Below are 24,731 nucleotides of genomic sequence, written 5' to 3'. Positions count from 1 at the left end.
CTAAAATGTCAATCCAAAAGACTGAGAATTTCATTTTATTTTTAAAAGATGTTATTTCTTCACTTCGCAAAATAGATGTTATTCTTAAAAATGTTTCTGATTCTGGTCAAACAAAGGAAACAAATGACATTATTAGTGTCTTTGAAGAGTTGTTTAATGATAACAGATATAATGTACATTTTGAATATAAAATTACGCTTATCGGTAAATCTAGTCAATATTATTATTGGGGAGAAAGAAATGAAGAAAACTCTAATAAGCATTTGACTTTGAACTTGAAGTCTGAAGAAATTATTTTTTATAATAATTTATATGACAATAAGATTTCCGACCTGCTTAAGTTCTTTAAGCATTTGTTTTCACTAATTGAAAATTTCTCAATTATTGAAAGCAATTCAAGGGTAGCTAAGTTTCAAAACCTTCTCACTGAAATTCGCCGTGATTTTATTTTTTGGGAATCGGTGCTAAGAAAATCATTAAATGACCTAGATGACCAAAAAAAGTTATTACATGCATTCAGTTTTTTATCTTATACAACTGAAAAAAAATCAAATTGGCAGGATTATTTGAAAATTTTGTCAGATAAAAATGTGAATTGTCTTTATCATTTCACTGATCGTAGTAATATTGACTCCATTAAAAGTCATAAAGGTCTTTACTCTTGGTTTTATTGTGAGAATAATAATATAGACATAGTTAAACCAGGTGGAAATGGAACTTCAAGAAAGCTTGATAAAGATAAGAATTTAGAAAATTATGTCCGTCTTTCTTTTTGTGAGAATCATCCAATGGCATATGTATTAAAAAGAGATGGAAGAATTTCTGATATAGTTGTTTTAAAATGTGATACTGAAGTTATTTTGCACAAGAACACTTTGTTTTCGAATTGTAATGCTAATAAATCGGAAGCAGTCATAAGTGACTCTTTGGAGTTATTTAAGGATTTAAGGTTCGATATTTTTGGAAAAAAATATTTTGATGTGAATAAAGATAATAAACTCAAATCCTTTTATCAAGCGGAAGTATTAGTTGCTAAACACCTTCCGATGAAGTATATTTTAAACATTGATAATATATGATATTTATTGAAAACAAAAAGAAGAAGATTGAAAATATAAAGAAGAAATATCCTTATGCAAATATTATTGACCTGACATCGAATTCAGATTCTGAATATGTGCGGTTTAGTCCTTTCTATCCGATCGGAGAGATTCCTATTCCATTCAGTGATCCCGAAACAGGTGCGTCGGTAGAAGGAATTTGGCAGGGATTAAAGGTTTTTCATTCAAGTGGCGTTGATTATTCGAAGTTTCGAATCAAAAATATGAAAGGAATCAAGAGAAGCATTAGAGTCAATGGTCCTATTGTTGGGCATCAGAAAGGCATGTTTAATAATGAAGTTTTAGATTATCTTGCAGCAAGAAAATTAATTTTTGTTGCAACATATAATTGGGTATTGGATAACAAATTACAAGATTTACTTTCTACATTGATTAAGATGGCAAAGGAAAAAGACTTGGTGTTTTTGGATTATAATGTGAATGAAGATATTTCCTCTGTAAAGAAACCATTGTCTCATGCAGCATTAGTGAAACAGTATATTGAAAAAAAAATCAATTTATATGCCCCTCCAGTTCAGGGAGTATTAGATTTTTGAATAAGTAAGATTTACTTCTCCCTTATCAGACTCTTATTTTTCCCAATTTCCCTTGCCTAATCCAAAAATGTTCAATATATTTGAATGTTCAATGTCATTGAACACTTTATTTTATTGAACAAAATGAATTTACAAACCGACATAATCTACGAAGCAGTCGCTAATCTGGAAGAAAATACCGGATTAAAAGTCGATGTGGAAACAGGACGTAAAGAGTATGATGCCATCATTCAAATTGATGGACAGACTTTCTATGTGGAAGCAAAATCCCACGCTCGAAAGTCCAATATTGGAATTATTCTTTCGCAGTTCCAAGATCAGAACAAGAATAAAAAATGGCTTCTAATTGCTGATTATTTAGCCAAAGATGTTGCGGAAACTCTTCAGCAAGAAAACTATAATTATTTGGACACGGCAGGGAATGCTTTTATCAAAGCAGGGAAGCTTTTCATTTTTGTCGAAGGCAAAAAGAAGGAAGCAAACGAGAAAAAAAATCAAAGTTATGCGTTTCAAGAAGTCGGTTTAAAACTGCTTCTTCTTTTGATTTCCGATGCAGAAAATCTACAGTTATCGTATCGAGCGCTTGCAGAAAAAACCAATATTTCTTTAGGATCAGTAAGTAATATTTTTAGTGGTTTAGAGGAGGGTAAATTTATAATGAAATCCCACAGAAAAAGAATGCTCAAGGATATGGATACTCTTTTGGAGCGTTGGGTAATTGCCTACAACGAAATCGTTAAACCAAGAATTCTTCGCAAAAAATACCGACTTGCAGATGAAAATCAAAACTTTTTAGATGTTGATCAAAGGGAATTTGGTTTCTTGTGGGGCGGAGAATCTGCAGCAGGATTAATCACTAATTATTTAAAATCAACCAATTATACGATTTATTATGATGGAGATTTATCTGCATTGGCAAAAAATCTTAAACTGATTCCTGACAATAACGGAAATGTAGAAGTATATAATACGTTCTGGACCGAAGATTTAAAACTAAAATATCAAAACACAGCACCGCCACTTGTGGTATATGCAGATTTGATGGGAACGAGCAGCAGCAGAAATATTGAAGCCGCTAAAATGATTTTGGAAAATGGATTATAAAGTTTTTAGTGAAAATATTGAACATCCTCTTTTAAAGCCGGTTTTAGAAGAGTTGATTCCTGTTTTTGAAAAAAGAGGAATTAAGTTTTACATCATCGGTGCCGTCGCAAGAGATATTATTCTGGATTTGCACGATGAGAAATCGGAACGGGTGACAATGGATTTGGATATCGCAATCGCGATTGATCATTGGGAGGATTTCGATGATATTTCTTCAGATATTCGATCTTTACCGAATTTTTCCAAAGACGAAAAGCAACAACAGCGATTTTTCTTCAAGGAGAAATTTCAAGTAGATATTGTTCCTTACGGAGCTATAAAAGATCAAAATGATCAAATTTTTTGGCCACCTGACGAATCGTTTGCAATGTCAGTCGTTGGTTTTGAAGAAGCAGAAAAACATTTGCTTCCCATCGAAATGGATGGTTCCTTAAAATTTAATATCGTTTCTCTGGAAGGCGTTTTTCTTCTGAAATTATTTGCTTGGAAAGATCGCCATAACCGAGAAAACAAAGATGCTGAAGATTTAGGGTTCATATTAAATAACTATTTGAATATCAATAGATTAATGTCTTTTTCAGAGCCCTATAACAAAGTGTATGATTTGGAAAATTTCACGGAATTAAAAGCCGGAGCAATCATTTTAGGAATCAAATTAAATGAACTGATTGCTGAAAATCCCGACACCCAATCAAAAGTAAAATCTCTTTTACAGGAAGAAATCAACAAGGAAGAAGAAAGCCAATTCTTCAACCAAATTATAGAAACCAACCGAAACTTAAAATTTGATGATGTGGCGGAAGCCATCGCATTAATTAACCAAGAAATAAACTAACGATGAGTAATAATTCTACAAATACAGAAGAAATCGTTCTGGAAGATAATCAGATTCTTTGCGTATTAACTGGGGAAGCAAAAAAATCTAGTCCAAAAGAAGAAAATCTTCAATCAACCATCCGAATGCTGAACGAAGAATATGGATTCGATATTTCCGATATGCAGCGTGATTTCACCATCAATTATGTGGATCCGGAAACGATGAAGAACAAAAAGCAGAAGGTGGAATTGGTAATCTTCGATAAAGATGCTAAACACGAACAGGAAAATATTATCCGAATTGCCGCAGTTCAAGACGATAAAACCAAAGATACCGACAAAAAGAAAGGCGTTCGTATGACTTTGGAAAATGCAATGGGCGCTTTAGATAAATGTGAATTTGGTCTTTGGACAAATGGTATTGATATTAAATATTTGCAACGCGAAGAAGATCGGTTTGGTAATGATACTTTTAGCGATCTTGCAGATATTCCTGGTTTTGGTGAAGACATTAACGATTTAGAAAGACCGGAGCGTTCACACAGTAGAAAACCTGCAAACGATTCTTTAATAAAAGTTTTCAAGCGTTCCCACGATTATATTTATGCTAATGAAGGTCGGAAGAAAGATGCTTTCTGGCAATTACTTTATCTGATTTTCTGCAAACTATATGACGAAAAACGCAGATTTACCGAATTTGAAAAAGGAATTTCTTACCGCAAGAAATTTTGGGTGGGTGTAAAGGAACAAAATACCAACGAAGGCAGAAAAGCAGTTGCCGACCGAATAAAATCATTATTTAAGGAATTGAAAGATGATGATATTTTTTCGGGAGTTTTTGATGGCAACGAAAGTATTGATCTTACCGACAAAGGTTTGGCTTTTATTGCAGGAGAATTGGCGAAGTATTCTTTTCTTGATGCCACAGTAGATGTGAAAGGTTTGGCTTATGAAACCATTGTGAGCAACACTTTGAAGCAAGAAGCAGGACAGTTTTTCACGCCGAGGAATATCGTTCGTGCAATGGTAGAAATGCTGAATCCCGATGAACATACACGAGTTCTGGATCCTGCTTGTGGTTCCGGTGGTTTCTTGGTAATGGTTTTAGATCACGTTCGGAAGAAAATTGCGGCGGAAATGTATCCTGAATTAGATGAAGTTTTAATTACCGAAAAATACAATTCGTACGAAGTAAACGAGCGCGTAAAAAATTACGCAGAAAACAGCATTTTCGGGTTTGATTTTGATCCTGATTTGAAGAAAGCAGCGCGTATGAATATGGTAATGGCAGGAGACGGACACGCCAATATTTTCCACGTGAATTCTTTGGCTTATCCGAATTGGGAACATCCGCAGGAAATTGAAAAAATTAAGACCGCGATTGAGGAAAGTCTGAAAAATATGAAGGATATTTCCACAAATTACACACCTGATGCTCGTGGAAAATTCGATATGGTGTTTACCAATCCGCCGTTTGGAACGAAGGTGAAAGTGGATAAAGAAATTGCAGAACGCTACCATTTATCCAAATATTCTGATGCGCCGGAAGTTCTTTTTATAGAAGCGTGTTACGATTTTTTGAAAGAAGGCGGAAAAATGGCAATTGTGCTTCCCGACGGAATTTTAGGAAATCCCAATACTTTGCCGGTAAGAGAATGGATTTTGGATAAATTTAAGATTTTGGCATCTGTAGATTTGGCGGTGGAAGCATTTTTACCGCAAGTTGGCGTTCAGGCGTCGCTGTTGTTTTTGGAAAAGAAAACCGAAAACCAAAGAAATTTGGTGCACGATGGTGGCGAAGATTATGATGTCTTTATGGCGATTGCAGAAAAATTAGGGAAAGACCGACGCGGAGTTCCTATTTATGTAAGAGATGAAGACGGTGCGGAAATTCTTTTTGAAGGCGAGAAAAAATATTTGGCTTATAATGAAAAGGGAAAATCTTATGTGAAATCCCGAAAAGAGAAAGTAAAATTATTAGATGACGATTTGCCGAACATCACAAAAGCGTATTTGGAATTTTTAAATTAAAAAAATGAAGACGCTTAAAATTAATAATAAAGATATTTTTTCTGCAATGAGATTTGATGGGAGTTATCATATTTCTGAAGGAACAATATATTTGAAAAAACTAAAAAAAATGCCACACAAAGATTTAATTTCTTTGTGTCCAAAAATTTTTACTGCGGGTCGTAATAAAAGAGTTTATACTGAAAAAGATAGAGGATTTCCATATTTAAGTAATTCTGATGTTGTAAAAAATAATCCTTTTGAAAGTTGCAATTACAATTCTAAAAAATATGGTTTTGATGAAAGTGCATTCTTGAAAGAAGGAATGATATTAACTGGTCGCGTTGGTGCAATCGGACAAACTTCTTATGTAACCAAAGAATTTGAAGAAAATAAAGCAATGGGTTCTGATAATATTATTAGAATAGTTGCAAAAGACAAAAATAATTCAGGATATATCTACGCTTTTTTGGTCTCAAAATATGGGAATGCTTTGTTCAATAGATTGTCTGCAGGTGGAGTTCAACCTTATATTTCTGAAGCGATGTTGCAAGACATTCCAATCCCAATCCTTCCCGAAGAATTTCAACAAAAAATCCACAACCTTATTGTAGGGTCCGCTCAACTGCGCGTGGAAGCCAATAATTTGTTGAAGGAAGCAGTTGAAATTTTTGAAGATGAGTTGATGGAATTTTCTGAAACTGATAATACGAAAATATCAGATTATACGGTAAAGATAAATGTACTTCGTTCTCATAATAATAGATTGGACGCATCTTATAATGCTTTGTGGTTTGATCGGTTTTATGCAAAACTGAATAAATCAAATATTACAACTAAAACCATTTCTGAACTTTCTCAAAATGTTTTTACACCAAATATTTTTAAAAGAGTAAGAACTGATAATCCTGCATTAGGAGTTCCTTTTTTAAGTGGTTCAGATCTTTTAAGTGCATTTCCAAAAATGGATAGTTTTTTATCGAAGAAAATGGCAAACATTGAAAATTATATATTACGAAATGGTTGGTTAGCAATACAGGATGCGGGAACAATTGGTTATGTAACTTATGTTCATCAATTTTTGGATGGAGTTTCAGCTACGAATAATCTAATTAGAATTATTCCTAAAAATAAAGAAAATTGGAATCCCTACATTTTTACTTTTTTTAGAACAAAAACAGGTCAAAAGATTTTGTCAAATTTTGAATTTGGAAGTGTTCAAAAACATATAGATAATCATCAAATCAGTTCTTTGGCAATTCCAATTTTTGAAGAAAAGTATGGTGAAATCAGTGAAAGAATTTTAAATGCAATGAAGAATTTTTCAAATGCTTGTTTTAAAGAAAAAACCGCAATCGACCTCATAGAAAAAGAAATCGACCAATGGCAACAATCATAAAACCCCCTTATTTCGAGCAGGTGGTAAACGCTGGCGAAAAGAAACTGTTGGATTTTCTGGAAGTGAATCTTCCCGACAATTATTTCCTGATTCCCAATGTGGAAATCGCTTCCACCAATCCGAAAAATTTCCGCACTCAGTATTGGGAATACGACCTTATTGTGGTAACACCGCACGCCATTTTCAATATCGAAAACAAAGATTGGAAAGGTCGTATAGAAGGCGATGATAATTATTGGTATCTCAACGATCGCCAAATGAGCAATCCGCTAAAAACCGGCAGACAAAAAACTGCGGTTTTGGCTTCCAAACTCAAGGAACATAATCCCAATTGGGGAAGAGCGTGGATACAGAATATGCTTACGCTGTCTTATGACAATGTTTATCATCCCGTGATTTCTTCGGATGCATACAAACTCACTTTTATGCTGAATGATCGCCTTTTAGATTATATCTGGAATCCGATAAATGTGGGAAAAAGCGAAGATGCGATTGAAGATATTCGGACAGATATTGTGAAATTCCTTTCTGGTCAACAAAGCAAAAAAGCACCGGAAGAAAAGCGTGAAGTTCAAGGTTACGAAATTGTAGAAATCTTGGATCAGCAAACCAACTTCACCGAATTTTTGGTTAAAGAAGAAGGCAACACACCGGTTCGTAGAAGAGTGAAGGAATATGCATTGCAAGTTTCGGGAATGTCGCCCGATGAACTTCGGAACCGTGAAGACCAAATTAAAAATCAATACAACGCATTAAAGAATTTGAAAGGAAAACCTTTCATTTTGAATGTAGAGTTTATTGTAGATAATGAAAACCATTTGTTCTACGAGATTTCAGATTTCTTGGATGAAAATTCTTTGCGATCCGAAGCGAGACATAAAACTTTTACTTTCAAGGAAAAACTTCAGATTGTAGAAAATGTAATGGTTGCTTTGAAGGAGGCGCATCAAAAGGGAATTTTCCATCGAGACATCAATCCCGAAAATATTTATTTGGCAAGTGGTTATGCGTATTTGGGAAATTTCGGAAAATCTTATTTCCTTGATCATAATGAACAGGGTTATACTGTGATGCCGACAATGACTCAATTAAATGCAACAGCATATCACGCACGAGAACTCATTGAGAATGATGCGAACACCTCTTCGGATATTTATTCATTAGGCGTTTTAATTTATTGGTTGTTTACCGAAAAAGAACCGTTTTCATCGCCTTACGCTTTAGATAAATTGGGCGGAAAACTGCCTGAAAATCTGTTGCCTTCCAAAATAAACCCGAATCTTCCCATTTGGTTGGACGAAGTTTGCCGAAAAACGATTCTTACAGACGATCAGCAAAGATTGCAAACGGTGGAAGAACTACAGCAAATCATTGCAAATGCATTGGAAAGCAAATCTGATATTTCCGAATCTGCGGAACCAAAACCAATTCCATCGCCAACTGTCCCAACTTTTGAGGAACTGAAAGAAGGTGACACGATTGGAAGTTACACCATTCATAAAGTTTTGGGTAAAGGCGGTTATTCAAGAGTATTTAAGGTAAAACACCGTATTCAAGATAAATACTTTACGATGAAACTCTTCAACGAAAGTGTGAATTTCAATTCGGTAAAAGATGAATACGAAGCATTAAAAGATTTAGACCACGAAAATATTGTAAAATTTGTTTGGAACGATGAAGCATCAAACGGACAATTTTATACCGTAATGGAATTCTTGGATGGAGAAAATTTAAGCCATTACACAAGAACCGATGCGAGATTATCAATCCACAAAGTTCTGCAATTGGGGAAAGATATGCTGAAAGCATTGGTAGAAATGCAATCTAGGGAAAAACCAATTATGCATCGCGACATCAAACCTCAAAATATTATTTGGGACAAAGGTGAGCGATTTGTTTTGATTGATTTTAATGTGGCTTCGAGCAATACACAGAATAAAGATTTTGTGGGAACCAATCCTTATTTAGCACCGGATCTTATTCACGAAAACTATAATGTGCATTGGGATAAATCTGCAGATGTTTTTGCTTTGGGAGTTACGCTTTTTGAATTGGCTTGCAAACAATATCCTTGGAATCCGAAGAAAACGCCAATTATCAGTATCGCGCCAAACGATCCAAAAGAAGTTGAACCAAAATTGTCAAGAGAATTTGCTGATTTTCTTTTGAAAGCAATTTCTACAGATAAAGATGTTCGTTTCAAAGATGCTTTGGAAATGCAGGAAGCACTTCTGGAAATTGAAGATCGGATTTTAGATGAAATTCCTGCTTCTACAGATGGTTTGTCCACGAGAAACAGATTGTATCATACGCAAGTTTCCATCAGACAAGGAACTTATAATATCAATATTTACAACCGTCAGAATACTTATGTGAACTTGTCGGAATCTGTGGATAATCTGCTTTCGGAATTCAAATCCAAATTCAAATCGTTTCGTCTGAAGTTAGATGAACCAATGAAATTAATTCTTCGAGTTGATAATGAAGACATCATTAATGAAAACTTCTGGAATGGCGGTGCAAAAACCTTTACCGAAGGAAATATTGAAAGAGTTCATACCGCATTAAAAGAATTATTCGAAGAAAATCGAGATAAAATAAAGGCATACAAAATTGATGTTGAAGGAGCCAATATTGTAGATTACATCAATTCGCTTTACAGTCAGTCGAGATACGGGAACTTCGGAACAAGAGTAAGTGCAGATCCGAATGAAAAGAATCTGGATGAAGCCACTTACACGGAAACAAGATTGGATAAAAAATTGATTCCGGCGATTGTTGACGGTACTTTCAAACTTTTAATTATCACAGGAAATGCAGGTGATGGTAAAACCGCTTTCATCAAGAAAATTGAAAAGAATCCGTATGTAAAAGATGTAGAACATTTTGAGCATCAAAACGGAGCGCGTTTCAAAATCAACGGAATGCAGTATGAAAGCAATTATGATGGTTCGCAAGATGAAAATGAAAATGTGAATAATGATGTTCTTGAGAAATTCTTCGAACCTTTTGAAAATGTGAAAAACTTTGAGCAAGCAAAAGAAGGAAGAATTATTGCGATTAATGAAGGAAGGTTAGTAGAATTTTTTGAAACTTCAACAAAGCATAGAAATCTTGCGGATGTCATCGATAATTATTTTGATAAAGAAGGGCATTATCAACTTCCGCCTGGATTGATGATTATCAACCTTAATCTTCGTTCTGTAGTTGCTGAAAATGCGGAAGAAGGAAGTTTATTCAAACAACAAATAAAGCAGTTAACGAGAAAAGATCTTTGGAAAAACTGTGACAGTTGTGAATTGGCGAAAGATTGCTTCATCAAATACAATGTCGAAAGTATCAATGACAGTGCATCAGGAAATGAAGTCGTTACAAGAATGGAATGGCTTCTTCGAACTGTGAGTTTGAAGCGGGAATTGCATATCACGATGCGTGATCTTCGTTCATTCATTGCTTTCTTAATTACGAGAGATTTTTCTTGTGAAGATGTGAAAAAATTAGAATCATTAAAGACCAATGATCCTTCCAAATATTGGCAATATTATTATTTCAACATTACCAATCCAAGTTTTGATGATGGTGGAAGCAACGACCGATTGGTGAAAATGCTTCGTGAAACTGATATTGGTGAAGTGGCAGTTCCGAATTTGGATCGTGAATTATTTTTTACAAAACATCAGGAAAAAGATTATCTGGAATTTGCGGAAAGAGAAGCCAATCTTTTGGACACATTTAACGAGAATAAATCTTTTGTTACCGCTCACGAGCAGACACCAGAAGTAATTGAAGAAATTCGGGAAAAGCATAGATCCTTTATTCGTCATCAATATTTTGAAGCCAAGTTTTTCAATTTAGTTACCGAAGTTGTGGAGATTGAAGAAGAAAATGGGAACACCAAAAAATTGAATAAGCCGGCTTATTTACTGCGAATTCCTTATAAATCAGTATTTGAGTTTGTAAATATTCTGCGTTCCGATTTGTTGAATGAATCGATTATTCAGAATATTTCTAGAGCAGTTTCCCTAAATGAAGGTTGTAACAATAAAACTTTGGATATGAAAAATCTTGTTATTTCTTCCACCGAAGTTAAAGACCATAAAGGAAAATCATTCAAGCTATTTCCGCTTTCAGATTTTGAATTGAAAGTAAACAAGACTGATCATTTGACGAAATATTTGGAATATGAAGCAGATAGTTTGACTTTCAGAAATAAGTCGCACACGCATATTGCGCTTACGATTTCGCTCGATTTGTATGAGATGCTATACTTTATCCATAAAGGATTTAGCCCATCATTGAACGATATGAAAGGGAAATTTATTGAACTGTTGGTTTTCAAAAACCTATTAGAAAACCTAAACTACAATGAAATTGTGGTGACACCTGACAATAAAGAATTCTTTTCTGTGAAGAAAGATAACTTGAACAAAATAACCATCAAGAAACTAGAATACTAATTATGCCGATAAAATTAAATAAAGACGAAAGTGTTTTTAGGAATGAATTGATATTTACTCCGGATGCCAAGTTGATTAATATCGATAATACCTTGGTTAATTTATTTATGTTGTTAAAGCATAATGGAATAAGACCATCTCAAAGAACGAGAAGAGGTGAAAATGTATTTATCAGTTTAGAGAGACTGCAGATGATTTTTGGGAAGTTGGAAGAAGATGGAGAGTTGCAAGGATTCAAGGAAAATCCACAAGCGGTAGAATTGTGGATGCGAACCAATTTGGTGAATTTGGTAAATCGAGGGAATACAGATAAGGAAGAGATTTCTTCACTCAAGCCGATTCATTTGCAAAGTTATAGAGTTCGAAATGCACAGAAAACAAGAGATTATTATACTGCAGATCAAGTATATTTAATGTTAAATCACGATCCAAAAGTAAAAGAAAGTCTGATTAGTTTTCTTTTGGAAGGTTGGGATTCAACTACAAATCAATTACTAGGAGGCAATCGCCTTGATGTTGATAGTTTGGGTGTTTTGCACTTAATGAGAAGTGTTGCACCTGGATTTTTGGAAAGCAGTACATCTTTGAACAAAGTAAGACCAATTTTGGAAAAGCAGAATGAAATATTTTGCGAAGACGTAAGAAAACTATTGGTTTATAAAAATGAAATACCAAGAGGCGTTCTAATCGAATATCTGAAAACGATTATCTCTTTTCATTTGGCGCTTTATATTAATAAACTGATTCACCTATTGCCGAAAATGATTGAGGAAGGAACTAAAGATGTTGTGGATGATTGGGCGGTAGTTTTAGATGTAACAGATAATTTTGAAAGTAAAATTTCTGCAATGGCAATTTCCGATGCAGAACGAACATATAATTCTATCTACAAATATATTAAAGCGAGTTTCAAGATTAACACGATTATTAGCAAGTTGAATCTTGATAAAGCAGATTCGGTAAGTGTCGATAAAGCATTACATATTTTAAAAAATAATCTCTCTGAACATGAAACGCTTTTTCGTGCATTTTGGGACATTATTTACAATCAACAAGATGAAGCAGATAAATCATTGTTACTGGACAAAGTAAAATACGAAGAAACTTATTTTGATAAATATGTGGAAATTTTGGTAAAAGAAAAAGGACCATATCAGTATAAGTATCATTTGCAGTTTATAGATTCTGTTTGCCAAAAAAATAATGACCGTGGATTTCTCGCGCAGGGAAGAAGCAAAAAACATCCAAGAAGATATGTTTTGGGAACTCGGCTTTTAGAAACATTAGTTCAAATTCAGGTTTTAGACCGTGAAGAAGATAAGTTTGTTACTAGAAGTTTATCTATCGAAGAGCTGATGCAGAACCTTCGTGAACGCTACGGATTGATCATCAATGGACAGAATGAAGAGCGTTTCAAAGATGCGGATCTTCATACCAATATTGCATTCAAAGAAAATGTAGAAGCCTTCAAACTGAAGTTGAGACAGATTGGTTTCTACAATGATTTAAGTGATGCATATATCCTTCAAAAAATAAGACCTCGTTATTCTTTAAAGTAAATTTTACCCAATGGAAGTTAAAAACATAACTCTTTACTACCAATACATTATCGACTTGATCATCGAACTGTATCGTGATGAATTGCAGGAAGCAAAACCTGGTCACTGTATGAAGATTACCGGAATGGGTAATGAAGAAACAATGATGCTTTGGGAAGCACTTTCTGAGGAATTCAAAGATTTAGATACCTTTATTATCAATGAAAATAAAGTAGAATCGCCATATATTTCCGCAACAAAATTAATTGAATATCGAAATCAACAGCGAAAGCCATTGTTGGTTTTGATTCCATCAAACAATAGAACTGCTGCAGAAGATTCATACGGTAATGCTACTTTTAAAGAAATTTCATTAGAGCCGGTTGAAACAGAATTAAAAAAACGCCTACTCAAAGAAATTCCTGCATTGCAGAGAAATTATATTGACCAAATATTTACAACAATCAAAGCGAATGAGCTGAAACAAAGTAATATTATTGATTATCTTTTAGCAATAGAACAGGATAATTATGAGTTGCAATCCGTAGGAACACACCTCAATTTACTTTCACTGTTTCCGGATGTTGATTTGTTGAATGATGACAAGTTGTTTCGATCTCGATTAAACCTCAATATTGAAAGTACCAATAATCTATGTGCATTCAACAAACCGCTTTACGATCGAGTTGAGGAACTGAAAATGGAGAAAGATACTCTTCAGAAAAACTTTATAGACCTTTTTAAAGAAGAAACTGAAATTACTTCAGCATTTTCTTTGGTAAATATTGTTGCACAAAATTATCCTGAACTGTGGTTTAATAAATGGAAAATCCCAAATTTGGATTTTGATGATATCAAGTTGAGAATACTTGAAATTAGATCAACAGATTTTGTGAATGATGAAGGTAAAAAAGTTTTGTTGGCAAAAAATACTGCCAACGCAAAAGTTGTCATTCGCTATACTACAACACCCGAACCTAAAAACCTTCAGCAACTAAAAAGCTTTAAAGTAATATTGATGTCAGTTGATGGAGGATCAGGTCAGGAAATCAACGTTTTGAGAAAAGCTCCAAATACCAACGCTGCTTTGCATTATAGAGAAGCAAAAGTAGAACTGAACTCCAACTCAATGGAAGAAGGATCATACTTTTTTAAAGTTATTGCAGAGGACGAAAATGGAAATATCCTTAACGTAAATGATGACTTTAGTGATGCATCCATTCAAAAAATTTGGGAAGAGGAAGGGAAAACTCCAGATGTGAAAGCAGAATTAAATAGGAAGTTGACTTGCGATTCCGAAGACTTTGATTATTTCTTTGATGAAAACACAGAGAAAGAAGAAAACACAAGAAAAGATAAATTGAATAATGTTCTTCAAGCATTTTTCAAGTTCAATATTGAAAATCTTCGAAATAATAATCCAATCTCAATTCCCGTTGCCAGCGAAACATCAAATGTTTGGTTAAACGATTCAAAGCCTAAATTGAATTCAATATTTCATATTAATTATTCTTCAAGGCATAATTATCAAGTTATCATATCTACGAAACTTCGTTTGATAGAGAATCAATTCTTATCTAATCCAGAAGTTTTAGGTTATGTCTCGACTTCTTTAAGTAATAACTCAACCGCAACAGGATTGCAAAATTGCTTCCTTGAAAAAAGTTCGTTAACAGATATTGCTCCTCTTAAATTGCTTGAACTTAGAGCACAATTATTTTCTGCAATTCAGTCATCTAATGACGCCGAAAATGGAATTATAGAAACTGCAAACTTGTATGAATACAGGGAGTTAATTGAGAATTATATTTTCGAATATCAAGATTGGCTAAACGATCTTTATGATCAAATTAATGACTCCACCAAAGGAAATGAAAATGAAGAAGAAATGCGGATGCTTTTTTCTGAGGTGCAATATCTTGACATGGTTAAGGTTAAGTCAAGTCTTCCAAATGGACAACCGGTTTCCGCAATCCTTATGTCGCCAGTACATCCTTTGCGACTCGCATGGTTTCTAAATCTGATGGATCTTTTTGAGGATTGGCATGAAAAAACCCTGAATTATAATGGACACATTAAAGATTGGGGGAATTTAGAAGATCTTTTTTTAGGTAAACTAACACCACAGAATAATCCTTATGTAATTGTGGATCCAAATAATTTTTCAAATTTTGATTATTTGGGCGATTTGTCTTTTGGGTGGGGAATCTATCTGAACTCGGAGTTAGCAGACAAAAAAGACACTTTGGTTCCAATGAACCATCAAGTAAAGTATTATTTTCGATCGCTTTTGAACATCTCTTATTCAAACCTTGTGAATAACGATGTAAGCAGACCAATTGTGGTGAAAAGTATTAAGAACTTCCTAATTCAACATCCTTATACTGATAAACTCATAATTAATCTTTTTAATGTAGGTGATGGAGAAGTTTTTGCAGATGCGTTGATTCAAACAAGTAAAAATAAAGAGTACATCGACACTAAATTCGAAATTAGAATTTTTGTTGGGGAAGATGCTCTTATAGAAAACGGATTGGCGTTAAAAGAATTGATTAATCCTGAAACGACGATTACAGAAGAAGCGGAGTTATTTTCTCAACCTTCAAAAAATAGACTTTTTCCAAAACTGCGTTATTCAATCAACAAAATTGAAGATTATATTCAGAATCCAGCGAAATATGATTCGCATTTAAGTTTCTTGGTCAATCCATTTGCATCTAATATCACGCTTCATAAACCGTATCGCGATTACAAAGTAGATTATTTAAACGGATTGGTTTTAGATAATGCGATAGAAGTAGTGGAAGGTAAAAATGGAAATAATATTTCTTGGTTTTCCTTTATTGATTTCGGGAAGGAAAAAGATAGACCATTAAATAGTTTTTATACTACTTATCAAAAATACACTGCAGGAGCATTGGCTTCTCACAAAACAGATGCTGTTCCGGCTGTGAACTTAAATTTATCGGATAGAGATAGAGTGTTGATTTCTCATCTTCATGAATTTTCTGACTGGGTAATCACTTTTGACAAGAATCTCGGTCCGCAAATTTTTGATATGCCGTCCGATGATGGTAAAATTCCTTTCTTGCTGGATTATATTCCAGGAGAAGAAGTTACAGGGGTTTCATCATATCTTACCACAAAACCATCAAGCGAAATTGTAGGAATACTTGGTCCACATTTTCAAGATTTTGGAATTGACATTGACTCAGAAGATGGTCAAAAAGCCTTACAAGTGATTTTGGAAGATTTGCGCGCGATTAGTAGTTCACTTGTGATGCAGTTGAATTCTTCAAAAAACAAAGCATTTGAAGTTATTGGTTCTGCGTTTGCAAAACGTGTACTTGAAAAGAAAGGTTTATTAGAAAACGCCTTCCTTGTTCCAATTGATTTACATCAGAATCTATTCGATAATTTGGACTCAAACTCAAAAAGTAGAGCGGATAATTTGTTCATTTCAATCGATAAGGAAAGTAGAACTATAAATGTTTCAGTATTAGAGATTAAATGCCGTAAATATCTTGGAATTGGCGAGAGAGAAGATCTAAAGAATAAAATGATCGACCAAATTGATAATACCATATTTGCACTGAAACAACATTATGATCCAAATAATTTCACTTCTGAAGATAGATTAGATCGAGACATCAAGAATAAGGAGTTGAAATCGCTATTGGCATTCTACATCGATCGTGCATATCGCTACAAATATATTTCAGAGAATGCATACAATATTTATTGGGATTTTATTCAAAATTTGGATAAAGGATTTACATTTAAGTTCAACAGAGTCGGATTTATTTTTGATTTTAGTTTTGACCAAAAACACTTAAAGGAAATGATTGATGATGACACGGTTCTATTTACATTTGGTGAAAAACTTATTGCTGAAATTCTCGATCTGGATTCAGATCTGAATACTCGCAGATTGGAAGATGAAGAATTTAGAAAAGAGTTTGAAAATGCCTTTGACACAAAAGACAAATTGGAGCCATTTATTCAACAATTTAAGTCAAAATTAAAACAAGAAGAAGAGAAACCGATTGTTGATGTATCTGATGAAAATAATTTTTCACAAGATGATGAAGATGAAATCAACGAAGAATCTTCAGTAGAGGTGGAAAATAAATCTGAAGAAGATTTAGATTTCAAAAATGAAAATGATTCTCCCGACACGAACGAAGAATTATTAGAAAGGACTTCCGACGAATTGAAAGATGTGGATTTTGATATCTTGGTTGGTAAAGCCAGTAAAAGTCCGCAATATGGTATCCTCGGAAAAACATTGCAGAATAAAACAATTGCTTTAGATCTTTCCGATACCAATACAATTAGTTTATTTGGTGTTCAAGGAGGAGGAAAAAGTTATACCATTGGGACTGTATCTGAAATGGTTCTCAAGCAGTTTGACAAAATAAACCGTTTGCCTTCACCGCTTGCAGGAGTGATTTTTCATTATAGTGAAAGTATGGATTATGAGCCGGAGTTCACTTCGATGATTTATCCAAATGATAATAATTCCGAAGTTGAAAAATTACGGTTGGTGTATGGTGCAGAACCTGACTCATTAGACAAAGTAATTATTTTGACACCGCTTGATAAAGTGGAAGAACGAAGGGCTGAGTTTCCATCAATAGAAGTTCGACCGTTAATGTTCAGTTCTAAAGAATTAAATGTTCAAGATTGGCTGTTCCTTTTAGGCGCAATTGGAAACGACTCTTCATATATCAAGCAACTAAAATACATTATGAAAGAGCACCGTCGAAATATCACGATGAGTGCAATTAAAGAAAGTGTTGAAAACTCTGACTTGCTTTCAAATACACAGAAACAACTTGCGCGACAAAAGCTGAATTTTGCTCAAGAATATATTGATGATGAAATTTCATTGAGTTCAGTTCTTGAGCCAGGAAAGCTAGTAATCGTTGATTTGAGGGATGAATTTATTGTGAAAGATGAAGCGTTGGGACTTTTTGTGATAATGCTGAATATCTTTTCCGGTGTAAGAGAATTTAAAGGAAAACACTTTAACAAGTTTATAGTGTTTGATGAAGCCCATAAATATATGGACAACAAAGATCTTACAGGAAGTATCGTTACTGCGATTCGAGAAATGCGACACAAAGGCGTTTCAATAATGATAGCAAGCCAAGATCCACCAAGTTTGCCTAATGAAATCATTGAGTTAAGCAGTATGGTTTTATTACATAAATTTAATTCTCCACAATGGTTAAAGCATATACAAAAATCTGTGATTCAATTGAATGGTCTTACTCCAGCTGATATGAGTATTCTAAAACCTGGAGAAGCATTTCTTTGGGCGACGAAAGCCAATGACCATAGTTTAACTTTAAAGCCAGTCAAAATATCAACTAGACCAAGAGTGACAAAACACGGTGGTGCAACTAAACAAGCAACAGGAAATTAATGAAACATTTGTCTTTGACAGGAATTGGAACTCGTGAGAAAAACGAAGATGTTATTTTGATTGAAGAATTTAATCAAAATAGCATCCTGTATCTCGTGGTTGATGGAATGGGTGGATATCAAAAAGGAGAAATCGCCGCAAAACTTGTTTCCGAAAACATCGCAACTCATTTAAGGACCGTCTCAGGACTTAACAAGCAAGCTATTTTAAATGCCTTTAAAAAAGCAAACTTGTCCATAAAACAGTTTAACGATGAGAATGAAATTAAATCTGGAGCAACAGTCGGAGGCGTATTAATAGTTGGTGAAATTGCTTATTGTTTCTGGGTTGGAGACGTTAAAATCTATTTTTTGAAGAATGAAAAACTTGATTGGGAATCAACGAGCCATTCTTTTCTAAATGAAATGTTTGAAGAAGATTTGCGAAAATCAACTGAAATTCAAAAAAAATACGGGCATATTGTAACAAGATCAATTTCTGGTAAACGCGAAAAAAGTACTCCTAATATTTTTGAAATTGAGGATTTTTCGAAAGATGATTCTTTTATAATTTGTTCTGATGGGGTGCACAATGTGATGACACTAGAACTTTTGAGACTTTTGCTTTCTGAAGAGAATGGGAGGGAAAAAATCGAGGAATATCTTGGGGAACATGCGGTGGATAATTTTAGTTTGATAAATATTAACGCATAATTTCATAATATGGAATCAACTTTTACTTTTGTGATTATCGGATTACTGATATTGTCGGTGATTTATTTGTTATTCAAAAATTATTCGATTTCAAAATCAAATTCGAATATATCTCAGCAGCAAGAAATTAGATTTCAAAATCAAATCGCTGAACTGAAACATGATTTTAATGAGGAGTTAAACCAATTGAAGGATAATCACAGAGCAGAACTAAAAACTGAATTTGAAAAAGGATATGACCGCGGTGCCGCAATTTCTAAAATTGATGTACAAATTACACCATTCAAACGAACAGTGAAAACTGGTAATTTTATCAATCGTTCCGAAAGCTATGAATGTGGATATAAGTATCAACTATTTTCTAACGGTCTACCATGTTTAGAACCAAAAGAAGTTATTGTTGATAGTATTTCAGTTAAGGAAATTAATGAAGAAAATGTAAATAACCTCCTTGAAAAGTTCAACAACATCATTGAAAAAATACCAAACACTAATTTGCAACTTGGTGAGACGCTTGCTTCGTTCAAGAAAGGGCTTTTGTCACTGAGGAAAGAGAAAGATAAATGATGATGTTTAATATCAAAGAGAGATACAATCTTATTTAAACGTTTTACTGAAAAGACAATTTAGTCAGAAATATTTAATAGAAAATAAGTTTAAATTTTGCATAAAAGAAAACAAAAAAGAGATAGACATTTATGGATGTCATCCTTTAAATCTCATAAACGTTTTGTAAAGATACGTCTTAGAAAGAAAAAGATCAGAAGATTTTGCGAGGGAGTATCAAAACAAGTGGCGAAGGATTCACAATTGAGAAGTCAAATTTTGAAATCCTATGAGGTTATTAAAGCTCCCAAGATATTTTCCCTTAAAGAAAATAGTATTGGATTTGTAAATTTTGCAGAAAAATGTGAATTGGCAAGAAAGAAAAGGATGAAACGAGGAATCGCATTTGATCTTCGTGCAGTTGAAAAACTAGATTTTTCAGCAATAGCTTTGTTAATTTCTTTGGTTTATAAGTTGAAATTGCATAAGATCGAATTTAATGGGATAAATCCTGTAAAAAAGGAATTATGTGATTTATTAAATTATTACAATTTTTTTCAACAAATTGGAATAAAGCCGTCTTATGAAAATATTCATTTTCAATTAGGAAAAAAAGGTGACAAAATAACCATAAAAGGAGATCAAATTGTTAAAGCAGAACTTGGATTAGAAATTGCTACATACGTTTCTGAAAAATTATTTGAACGGTCAAATAAAGTGAATGATGGATTGCAAACTTTGTTTTTGGAGTTAATGGCCAACACTACAAAATGGTCGCAACAAGAAAATGAAAAAAATTTATGGTTACTCGTCATGTCCTATGATCGTGTAGAAAAGAAAATTGATTTCCAATTTATTGATTTTGGCATAGGAATATTCGAAAGTTTGAAACAGTCCAAAACATATAAAAACTGGTACAGTTCAATTGTTGGATTTTTCAGTTCGAATGAAAAGATCTTGGAATCTATGCTACATGGTAGCTCAAAAGTTTACCAATCTTCAACAGGATTGTATTTTCGGGGAAAAGGTATTCCTTCAATAAAAATGGGTTTTGACAATGAATATTATAATGAAGTTGAAATATTAACAAATAATGTGTACGGAAATATTGAAACAGAAACATATATGAATCTTGACAAAACTTTTAACGGAACTTTAATAAAATGGTCGATATCGGCTAATAATAAATTTAGTACTTTTGATTTTTAATATGAACATTCAAATGGTAATACTTAAAGTTAAGGATTTTTCTGTTACTCCAGGGGTTAGAACGCCCGATGAAGGTCCGTTTTCTGGCGAGATTTACCGAACTAAAATTGTTGAGCCAAGATTTACGGAAGCAATTTCTAATGGAGAAAAAATCAAAATAATCCTAGATGGAACACTTGGTTATGCAACTTCTTTTCTTGAAGAAGTTTTTGGTGGGCTTGTGCGAACTTTTGGTTTCGAATTAGTAAAGAATAATTTGGAGATTGTTTCGGATCAGAGACCTTTTTATCTTGATGATATTGATGAGTATATGAATGATGCAAAATAATTGTTATCAAGATAGTGAAAAACAGCATTAAGAAAATCAAGATAGGATATTTTTACGTCGCATTTTTTTCTGCGCTTCTATCATTAATTTTTTATCTGCTGATAACCCATTCATTTGAGTTTGGAAATAACATAGAACTGAAAGATATTGTAACCTTGCTATTTAATGCAATTTTCGTTATTTTCATTTCAAAATCAATCACAAAATCATACGATTCGCACCGTAAGAAGAAAGATATTTATATTGATGAATTAAAAAGTTATCTTAATTTAACAAATAGATATTATTTAGATTTAAAGGATAGTCAATATTCCAAATTGAAAGCTGTGTTTTCGGTTACAGAATTACGGGATGAAACTGAAAATCTTAAAAATTTGATAGCGAATAATTTTGGTGATGGTCTAAATGGGAACTTTGATAAGATTCAACAGAAGCTACGGACGACGGATAGAATTGTGAATCCAAAAGATTCGTTCACTGATTCAATTAATAACGATCAGGCAACATTAATTAATTCTTATAAACTAGAAATAAGAAATGAAATAATGGACGCAATTAATAAAATCAATATATACTAGAGATATTGAATCTACTGATTCTTAATAAACTTGCAGATTTTGTACAGGGTGTTACTTCACAAATTGGGAAAATTTTTGACCGATTTTTATCAATCATTTTTGTACCATAGAAATCGTAACTCATTGACTGGTTTGCATGTTCATTTTTGAAGAAGTTAAATAAGACTCAGCGAGTCAAGCAATAGTAAATAATTAACCGTTGTAAACGTCATGTTTACAGCGGTTTTTTTATAAATAATTATTATCAAGCATTACAGCAAATATTTGGGCAATAAAACAGCAAATAATCCTTCTGAGAACTAAATATACGTAACTTTATAACCATTTTATAAATGGAATAATTATTTTAATGAAGGCCAATCTTTTCCTCTGTTTTTTTCTGGTTGTCTTTTCTTGTTCAAAGAATCAAGCAGATAAGATGTCAACAAATGAATATTACGAAAGAGCTTGGAAATATTGGGATTCTAAAGTAGATGATAGTGCATTTGTCAATTTTGATAAGGCTAAAATTGTTTTCATAAATAGAAATGATAAAGAACAGGCCGCAAAATGTTTGATCAGTATGGCTATAATAATGATTGATCATAGTGATTATTATGGGAGCCAAGAAGCATCTTTGGAAGCTTTACAGTATTTGGATAAATCTAATAAAGAGCAGAGAGAGATTTTGTCCTCAAACTATAATAATTTGGGAAACGCAATCAAAAATTTAGGAAACTATGACAAGGCAAATTTTTTCTACAAAGAGGCTATAAAAAATACAATTGACAGTGAATCGTTAGTAAAGTATAAAAATAATTTAGCCAATAATTATAGATATCAAAAAGAATATGATAGAGCGAGGGCTTATTATGATTCTTTATTGATGAACAAAAAATTGAAAGAAGATATCGTTACTTATTCTAGGGTAGTAGATAATCTTGCTTTTACAAAGTTTCTTGAAAATTCAAATTATAATGCGGAAAAGGAGCTGGTGCAGGCTTTAGCTATTAGAGAAAAGGGAAATGATCTCTGGGGGCAAAATGCTAGCCACGCCCATTTATCTGACTATTTCAGTAAAAAAGATAAGGTAAAATCCCTTTTTCATGCTCACAAAATGCTTACAATAGCAACGGGGCTAAATAGTCCGGATGATCGTCTAGAAGCACTACAGAAATTGGTGCTTTTGGAAACGCCTGAGAATTCAAAAACGTTTTTTTTACAGTACCAGAAGCTTAATGACAGCCTACAAACAGCAAGGGCTAGAGCCAAAAACCAATTCGCTCTGATTCGCTACGAAACTGAAAAAGAAAAGGCAGAGAACGCACGAAAGCAAAATCATATTTTAAAACAGAATATTGTGATCGGGACTTTGATATTTGGCTTATTTGGTGGATTTTTTATTTATAAAAGAAGAAAAAAGAGATTGAAGCAGGAAAATGAAATCAAAGTTAAAAATACGCAAGTAAGATATTCCAAAAAAGTTCATGATGTGGTGGCTAACGGACTTTATCATACGATGATGCAGATCCAAAATAACCCCGGTTTCAGTAAAGAACAAACACTCAACGATATTGAAAGAATGTACGAAGAATCTAGAGATATTGCGCGCGACGACGATGATGGTATAGATAAGTACTTCGGTAGTCGATTATCAGAAATGATTAATTCTTACTCTTCAGAAAATCAGAAAGTACTAATTGTGGGCAATAGCCCGGAACGATGGAAAGTTATTCCTGCCAATGTTCAGACAGAGATTTATTATGTTTTGCGGGAAATGCTTACCAATATGGTAAAACACAGCCAGGCAAAGATTACATCTATCAAATTTGATTCTTCGGAAACGCAATTATCCGTCAAATATATAGATAATGGGATCGGTTTTACTTCTGGAAGTAAAGGGACTACATCAGGCATCAGAAATGCGGAAAACCGTATTGCCGCAATAGGCGGAACCATCGTTTTTGAAAACAATCCAAATGGTGGATTAATTGTCCACATTACTGTTCCTGTTTGATAAGGTATGTTTTCAAAATCTAAGTTTTCCCAACTGAACAAAAAAATTCCGAAACTTAGAGGCTTCGGAATTTTTATTTTTATAAAACGCTTTTAATTATGCGTTTGGTTCAATAGATACAAAAGATCTGTTGTTTGCTTTCTTTCTGAAAACTACAGTACCGTCTACAAGAGCGTGTAAAGTGTGATCTTTACCCATTCCTACATTCTCACCTGGGTGATGCTGCGTACCTCTTTGTCTGATGATGATGTTCCCTGCGATTGCAGTTTGTCCTCCGAAAATCTTAACACCTAATCTTTTAGAGTGAGATTCTCTACCGTTTTTGGAACTACCAACCCCTTTCTTGTGTGCCATCTTATTTTAAGCTTTTTTGGATTAAAAATTACTCAGCAGATTCGCTGGTTTCAGTTACTTCAGCTTTAGCCGCTTTCTTAGGAGCTGCTTTTTTAGCCTCTTTTTTTGCACCATCAAATCCGGTAATACCAGTTACAAGGATTTGAGTTAATTGTTGTCTGTGACCATTTTTCTTAGCATAACCTTTTCTTCTTTTCTTTTTGAAAACGATTACTTTGTCAGCCTGAACGTGGTCAAGAATTTCTACATCTACGGTAATACCGCTTACAGCCGGGGCACCTACAGTTACTGCGCCGTTTACAGTAAGAAGAACTTTGTCAAAAGATACTTTTGCACCTTTATCTCCTTTCAAACGGTTCACAAACAACTTTTGGTTTTGCTCAACTTTGTATTGAAGCCCTGCTATTTCTACAATTGCAAACATTGTTTATAAATTTTTATAATTATTCGAGGTGCAAAAGTAATCATTTTATTTAAAAATCACAAACCAATTCTTAAATATTTAATTTTCTGAATATTAATTGGGTAGTTTAATCCGCCTTCCGCTCTCAAACCTAACGAAGTGGTGATAAGTTTGCTTTTTAATAATAGTTTAGATAAAAAGTTAAAAAATTAC

Annotated in this window: 17 protein-coding genes; 15 read left to right on the top strand and 2 right to left on the bottom strand. The window is 33.5% G+C overall.

Features of this window, described 5'->3' with window-relative positions:
• Nucleotides 1–5 precede the first annotated feature (5 nt).
• The 15 genes from AC00Y6_RS01970 (at nucleotide 6) to AC00Y6_RS01900 (ending at nucleotide 23,761) form a co-directional block, all read left to right on the top strand.
• Nucleotides 6–1,079, top strand: a complete 1,074-nt coding sequence (locus AC00Y6_RS01970) for a DUF4433 domain-containing protein (protein ID WP_474488942.1) — start codon at nucleotides 6–8, stop codon at nucleotides 1,077–1,079.
• A complete protein-coding gene (locus AC00Y6_RS01965; RefSeq protein WP_474488941.1) occupies nucleotides 1,076–1,657 on the top strand; it encodes a DUF6939 family protein in 582 nt (193 codons plus the stop codon). Before AC00Y6_RS01970 ends, AC00Y6_RS01965 begins: the two co-directional genes overlap by 4 nt.
• A 123-nt stretch (nucleotides 1,658–1,780) precedes the next feature.
• Nucleotides 1,781–2,761 (top strand): type IV toxin-antitoxin system AbiEi family antitoxin, encoded by a 981-nt coding sequence (locus tag AC00Y6_RS01960; protein ID WP_474488940.1) that lies wholly within the window; start codon nucleotides 1,781–1,783, stop codon nucleotides 2,759–2,761.
• Nucleotides 2,751–3,596: a nucleotidyl transferase AbiEii/AbiGii toxin family protein gene (locus AC00Y6_RS01955; RefSeq protein WP_474488939.1), complete on the top strand. Its 846-nt coding sequence runs from the start codon at nucleotides 2,751–2,753 to the stop codon at nucleotides 3,594–3,596. The genes AC00Y6_RS01960 and AC00Y6_RS01955 overlap by 11 nt, the downstream gene beginning before the upstream one ends.
• A gap of 2 nt (nucleotides 3,597–3,598) precedes the next feature.
• The gene (gene mads2 / locus AC00Y6_RS01950; RefSeq protein ID WP_474488938.1) at nucleotides 3,599–5,608 is read left to right on the top strand and encodes a methylation-associated defense system DNA methyltransferase MAD2; all 2,010 of its coding nucleotides are present in this window, start codon (nucleotides 3,599–3,601) and stop codon (nucleotides 5,606–5,608) included.
• Nucleotides 5,609–5,612: 4 nt separating this feature from the next.
• Nucleotides 5,613–6,986 (top strand): methylation-associated defense system restriction endonuclease subunit S MAD5, encoded by a 1,374-nt coding sequence (mads5, locus tag AC00Y6_RS01945; RefSeq protein WP_474488937.1) that lies wholly within the window; start codon nucleotides 5,613–5,615, stop codon nucleotides 6,984–6,986.
• A complete protein-coding gene (gene mads6 / locus AC00Y6_RS01940; RefSeq protein ID WP_474488936.1) occupies nucleotides 6,971–11,443 on the top strand; it encodes a methylation-associated defense system protein kinase MAD6 in 4,473 nt (1,490 codons plus the stop codon). The genes mads5 and mads6 overlap by 16 nt, the downstream gene beginning before the upstream one ends.
• Nucleotides 11,444–11,445: 2 nt before the next feature.
• Nucleotides 11,446–13,002 carry a methylation-associated defense system protein MAD7 gene (mads7, locus tag AC00Y6_RS01935; RefSeq protein ID WP_474488935.1) on the top strand — a complete coding sequence of 519 codons (1,557 nt, stop codon included), beginning with the start codon at nucleotides 11,446–11,448 and terminating at the stop codon, nucleotides 13,000–13,002.
• 10 nt (nucleotides 13,003–13,012) lie between these two features.
• Nucleotides 13,013–18,412 carry a methylation-associated defense system ATP-binding protein MAD8 gene (gene mads8, locus AC00Y6_RS01930; RefSeq protein ID WP_474488934.1) on the top strand — a complete coding sequence of 1,800 codons (5,400 nt, stop codon included), beginning with the start codon at nucleotides 13,013–13,015 and terminating at the stop codon, nucleotides 18,410–18,412.
• Complete coding sequence (locus AC00Y6_RS01925) at nucleotides 18,412–19,104, top strand: PP2C family protein-serine/threonine phosphatase (protein WP_474488933.1); 693 nt, start codon at nucleotides 18,412–18,414, stop codon at nucleotides 19,102–19,104. The genes mads8 and AC00Y6_RS01925 overlap by 1 nt, the downstream gene beginning before the upstream one ends.
• A 9-nt stretch (nucleotides 19,105–19,113) precedes the next feature.
• Nucleotides 19,114–19,671, top strand: a complete 558-nt coding sequence (locus AC00Y6_RS01920) for a hypothetical protein (protein WP_474488932.1) — start codon at nucleotides 19,114–19,116, stop codon at nucleotides 19,669–19,671.
• A gap of 96 nt (nucleotides 19,672–19,767) precedes the next feature.
• Entirely contained in the window at nucleotides 19,768–20,859 is a 1,092-nt protein-coding gene (locus AC00Y6_RS01915) for a hypothetical protein (RefSeq protein WP_474488931.1), read from the top strand.
• Nucleotides 20,860–20,872: 13 nt separating this feature from the next.
• A complete protein-coding gene (locus tag AC00Y6_RS01910) occupies nucleotides 20,873–21,187 on the top strand; it encodes an STAS-like domain-containing protein (protein WP_474488930.1) in 315 nt (104 codons plus the stop codon).
• 14 nt (nucleotides 21,188–21,201) lie between these two features.
• Complete coding sequence (locus tag AC00Y6_RS01905; protein WP_474488929.1) at nucleotides 21,202–21,765, top strand: hypothetical protein; 564 nt, start codon at nucleotides 21,202–21,204, stop codon at nucleotides 21,763–21,765.
• 418 nt (nucleotides 21,766–22,183) lie between these two features.
• Entirely contained in the window at nucleotides 22,184–23,761 is a 1,578-nt protein-coding gene (locus AC00Y6_RS01900) for an ATP-binding protein (protein ID WP_474488928.1), read from the top strand.
• 96 nt (nucleotides 23,762–23,857) lie between these two features.
• Here the strand turns inward: AC00Y6_RS01900 and rpmA are convergent, their stop codons facing one another.
• Together rpmA and rplU are read right to left on the bottom strand one after the other, a co-directional pair.
• Nucleotides 23,858–24,115 carry a 50S ribosomal protein L27 gene (rpmA, locus tag AC00Y6_RS01895; RefSeq protein ID WP_072996923.1) on the bottom strand — a complete coding sequence of 86 codons (258 nt, stop codon included), beginning with the start codon at nucleotides 24,113–24,115 and terminating at the stop codon, nucleotides 23,858–23,860.
• A gap of 28 nt (nucleotides 24,116–24,143) precedes the next feature.
• Complete coding sequence (gene rplU / locus AC00Y6_RS01890; protein WP_120211803.1) at nucleotides 24,144–24,539, bottom strand: 50S ribosomal protein L21; 396 nt, start codon at nucleotides 24,537–24,539, stop codon at nucleotides 24,144–24,146.
• Between the last annotated feature and the right edge of the window lie 192 nt (nucleotides 24,540–24,731).

It is taken from the genome of Epilithonimonas sp. (assembly GCF_056329745.1).
This window is presented reverse-complemented; position numbering and strand designations above follow the sequence as displayed.

What these genes read in the sequence shown, in the direction of transcription:
- mads7 (WP_474488935.1), top strand. Translation starts at nt 11,446, where the DNA reads ATGCCGATAAAATTAAATAAAGACGAAAGTGTTTTTAGGAATGAATTG.
- AC00Y6_RS01925 (WP_474488933.1), top strand. Translation starts at nt 18,412, where the DNA reads ATGAAACATTTGTCTTTGACAGGAATTGGAACTCGTGAGAAAAACGAA.
- AC00Y6_RS01900 (WP_474488928.1), top strand. Translation starts at nt 22,184, where the DNA reads ATGTCAACAAATGAATATTACGAAAGAGCTTGGAAATATTGGGATTCT.
- AC00Y6_RS01965 (WP_474488941.1), top strand. Translation starts at nt 1,076, where the DNA reads ATGATATTTATTGAAAACAAAAAGAAGAAGATTGAAAATATAAAGAAG.
- mads2 (WP_474488938.1), top strand. Translation starts at nt 3,599, where the DNA reads ATGAGTAATAATTCTACAAATACAGAAGAAATCGTTCTGGAAGATAAT.
- AC00Y6_RS01960 (WP_474488940.1), top strand. Translation starts at nt 1,781, where the DNA reads ATGAATTTACAAACCGACATAATCTACGAAGCAGTCGCTAATCTGGAA.
- mads8 (WP_474488934.1), top strand. Translation starts at nt 13,013, where the DNA reads ATGGAAGTTAAAAACATAACTCTTTACTACCAATACATTATCGACTTG.
- mads5 (WP_474488937.1), top strand. Translation starts at nt 5,613, where the DNA reads ATGAAGACGCTTAAAATTAATAATAAAGATATTTTTTCTGCAATGAGA.
- rpmA (WP_072996923.1), bottom strand. Translation starts at nt 24,115, where the DNA reads ATGGCACACAAGAAAGGGGTTGGTAGTTCCAAAAACGGTAGAGAATCT.
- AC00Y6_RS01910 (WP_474488930.1), top strand. Translation starts at nt 20,873, where the DNA reads ATGGTAATACTTAAAGTTAAGGATTTTTCTGTTACTCCAGGGGTTAGA.
- mads6 (WP_474488936.1), top strand. Translation starts at nt 6,971, where the DNA reads ATGGCAACAATCATAAAACCCCCTTATTTCGAGCAGGTGGTAAACGCT.
- AC00Y6_RS01955 (WP_474488939.1), top strand. Translation starts at nt 2,751, where the DNA reads ATGGATTATAAAGTTTTTAGTGAAAATATTGAACATCCTCTTTTAAAG.
- AC00Y6_RS01920 (WP_474488932.1), top strand. Translation starts at nt 19,114, where the DNA reads ATGGAATCAACTTTTACTTTTGTGATTATCGGATTACTGATATTGTCG.
- AC00Y6_RS01970 (WP_474488942.1), top strand. Translation starts at nt 6, where the DNA reads ATGTCAATCCAAAAGACTGAGAATTTCATTTTATTTTTAAAAGATGTT.
- rplU (WP_120211803.1), bottom strand. Translation starts at nt 24,539, where the DNA reads ATGTTTGCAATTGTAGAAATAGCAGGGCTTCAATACAAAGTTGAGCAA.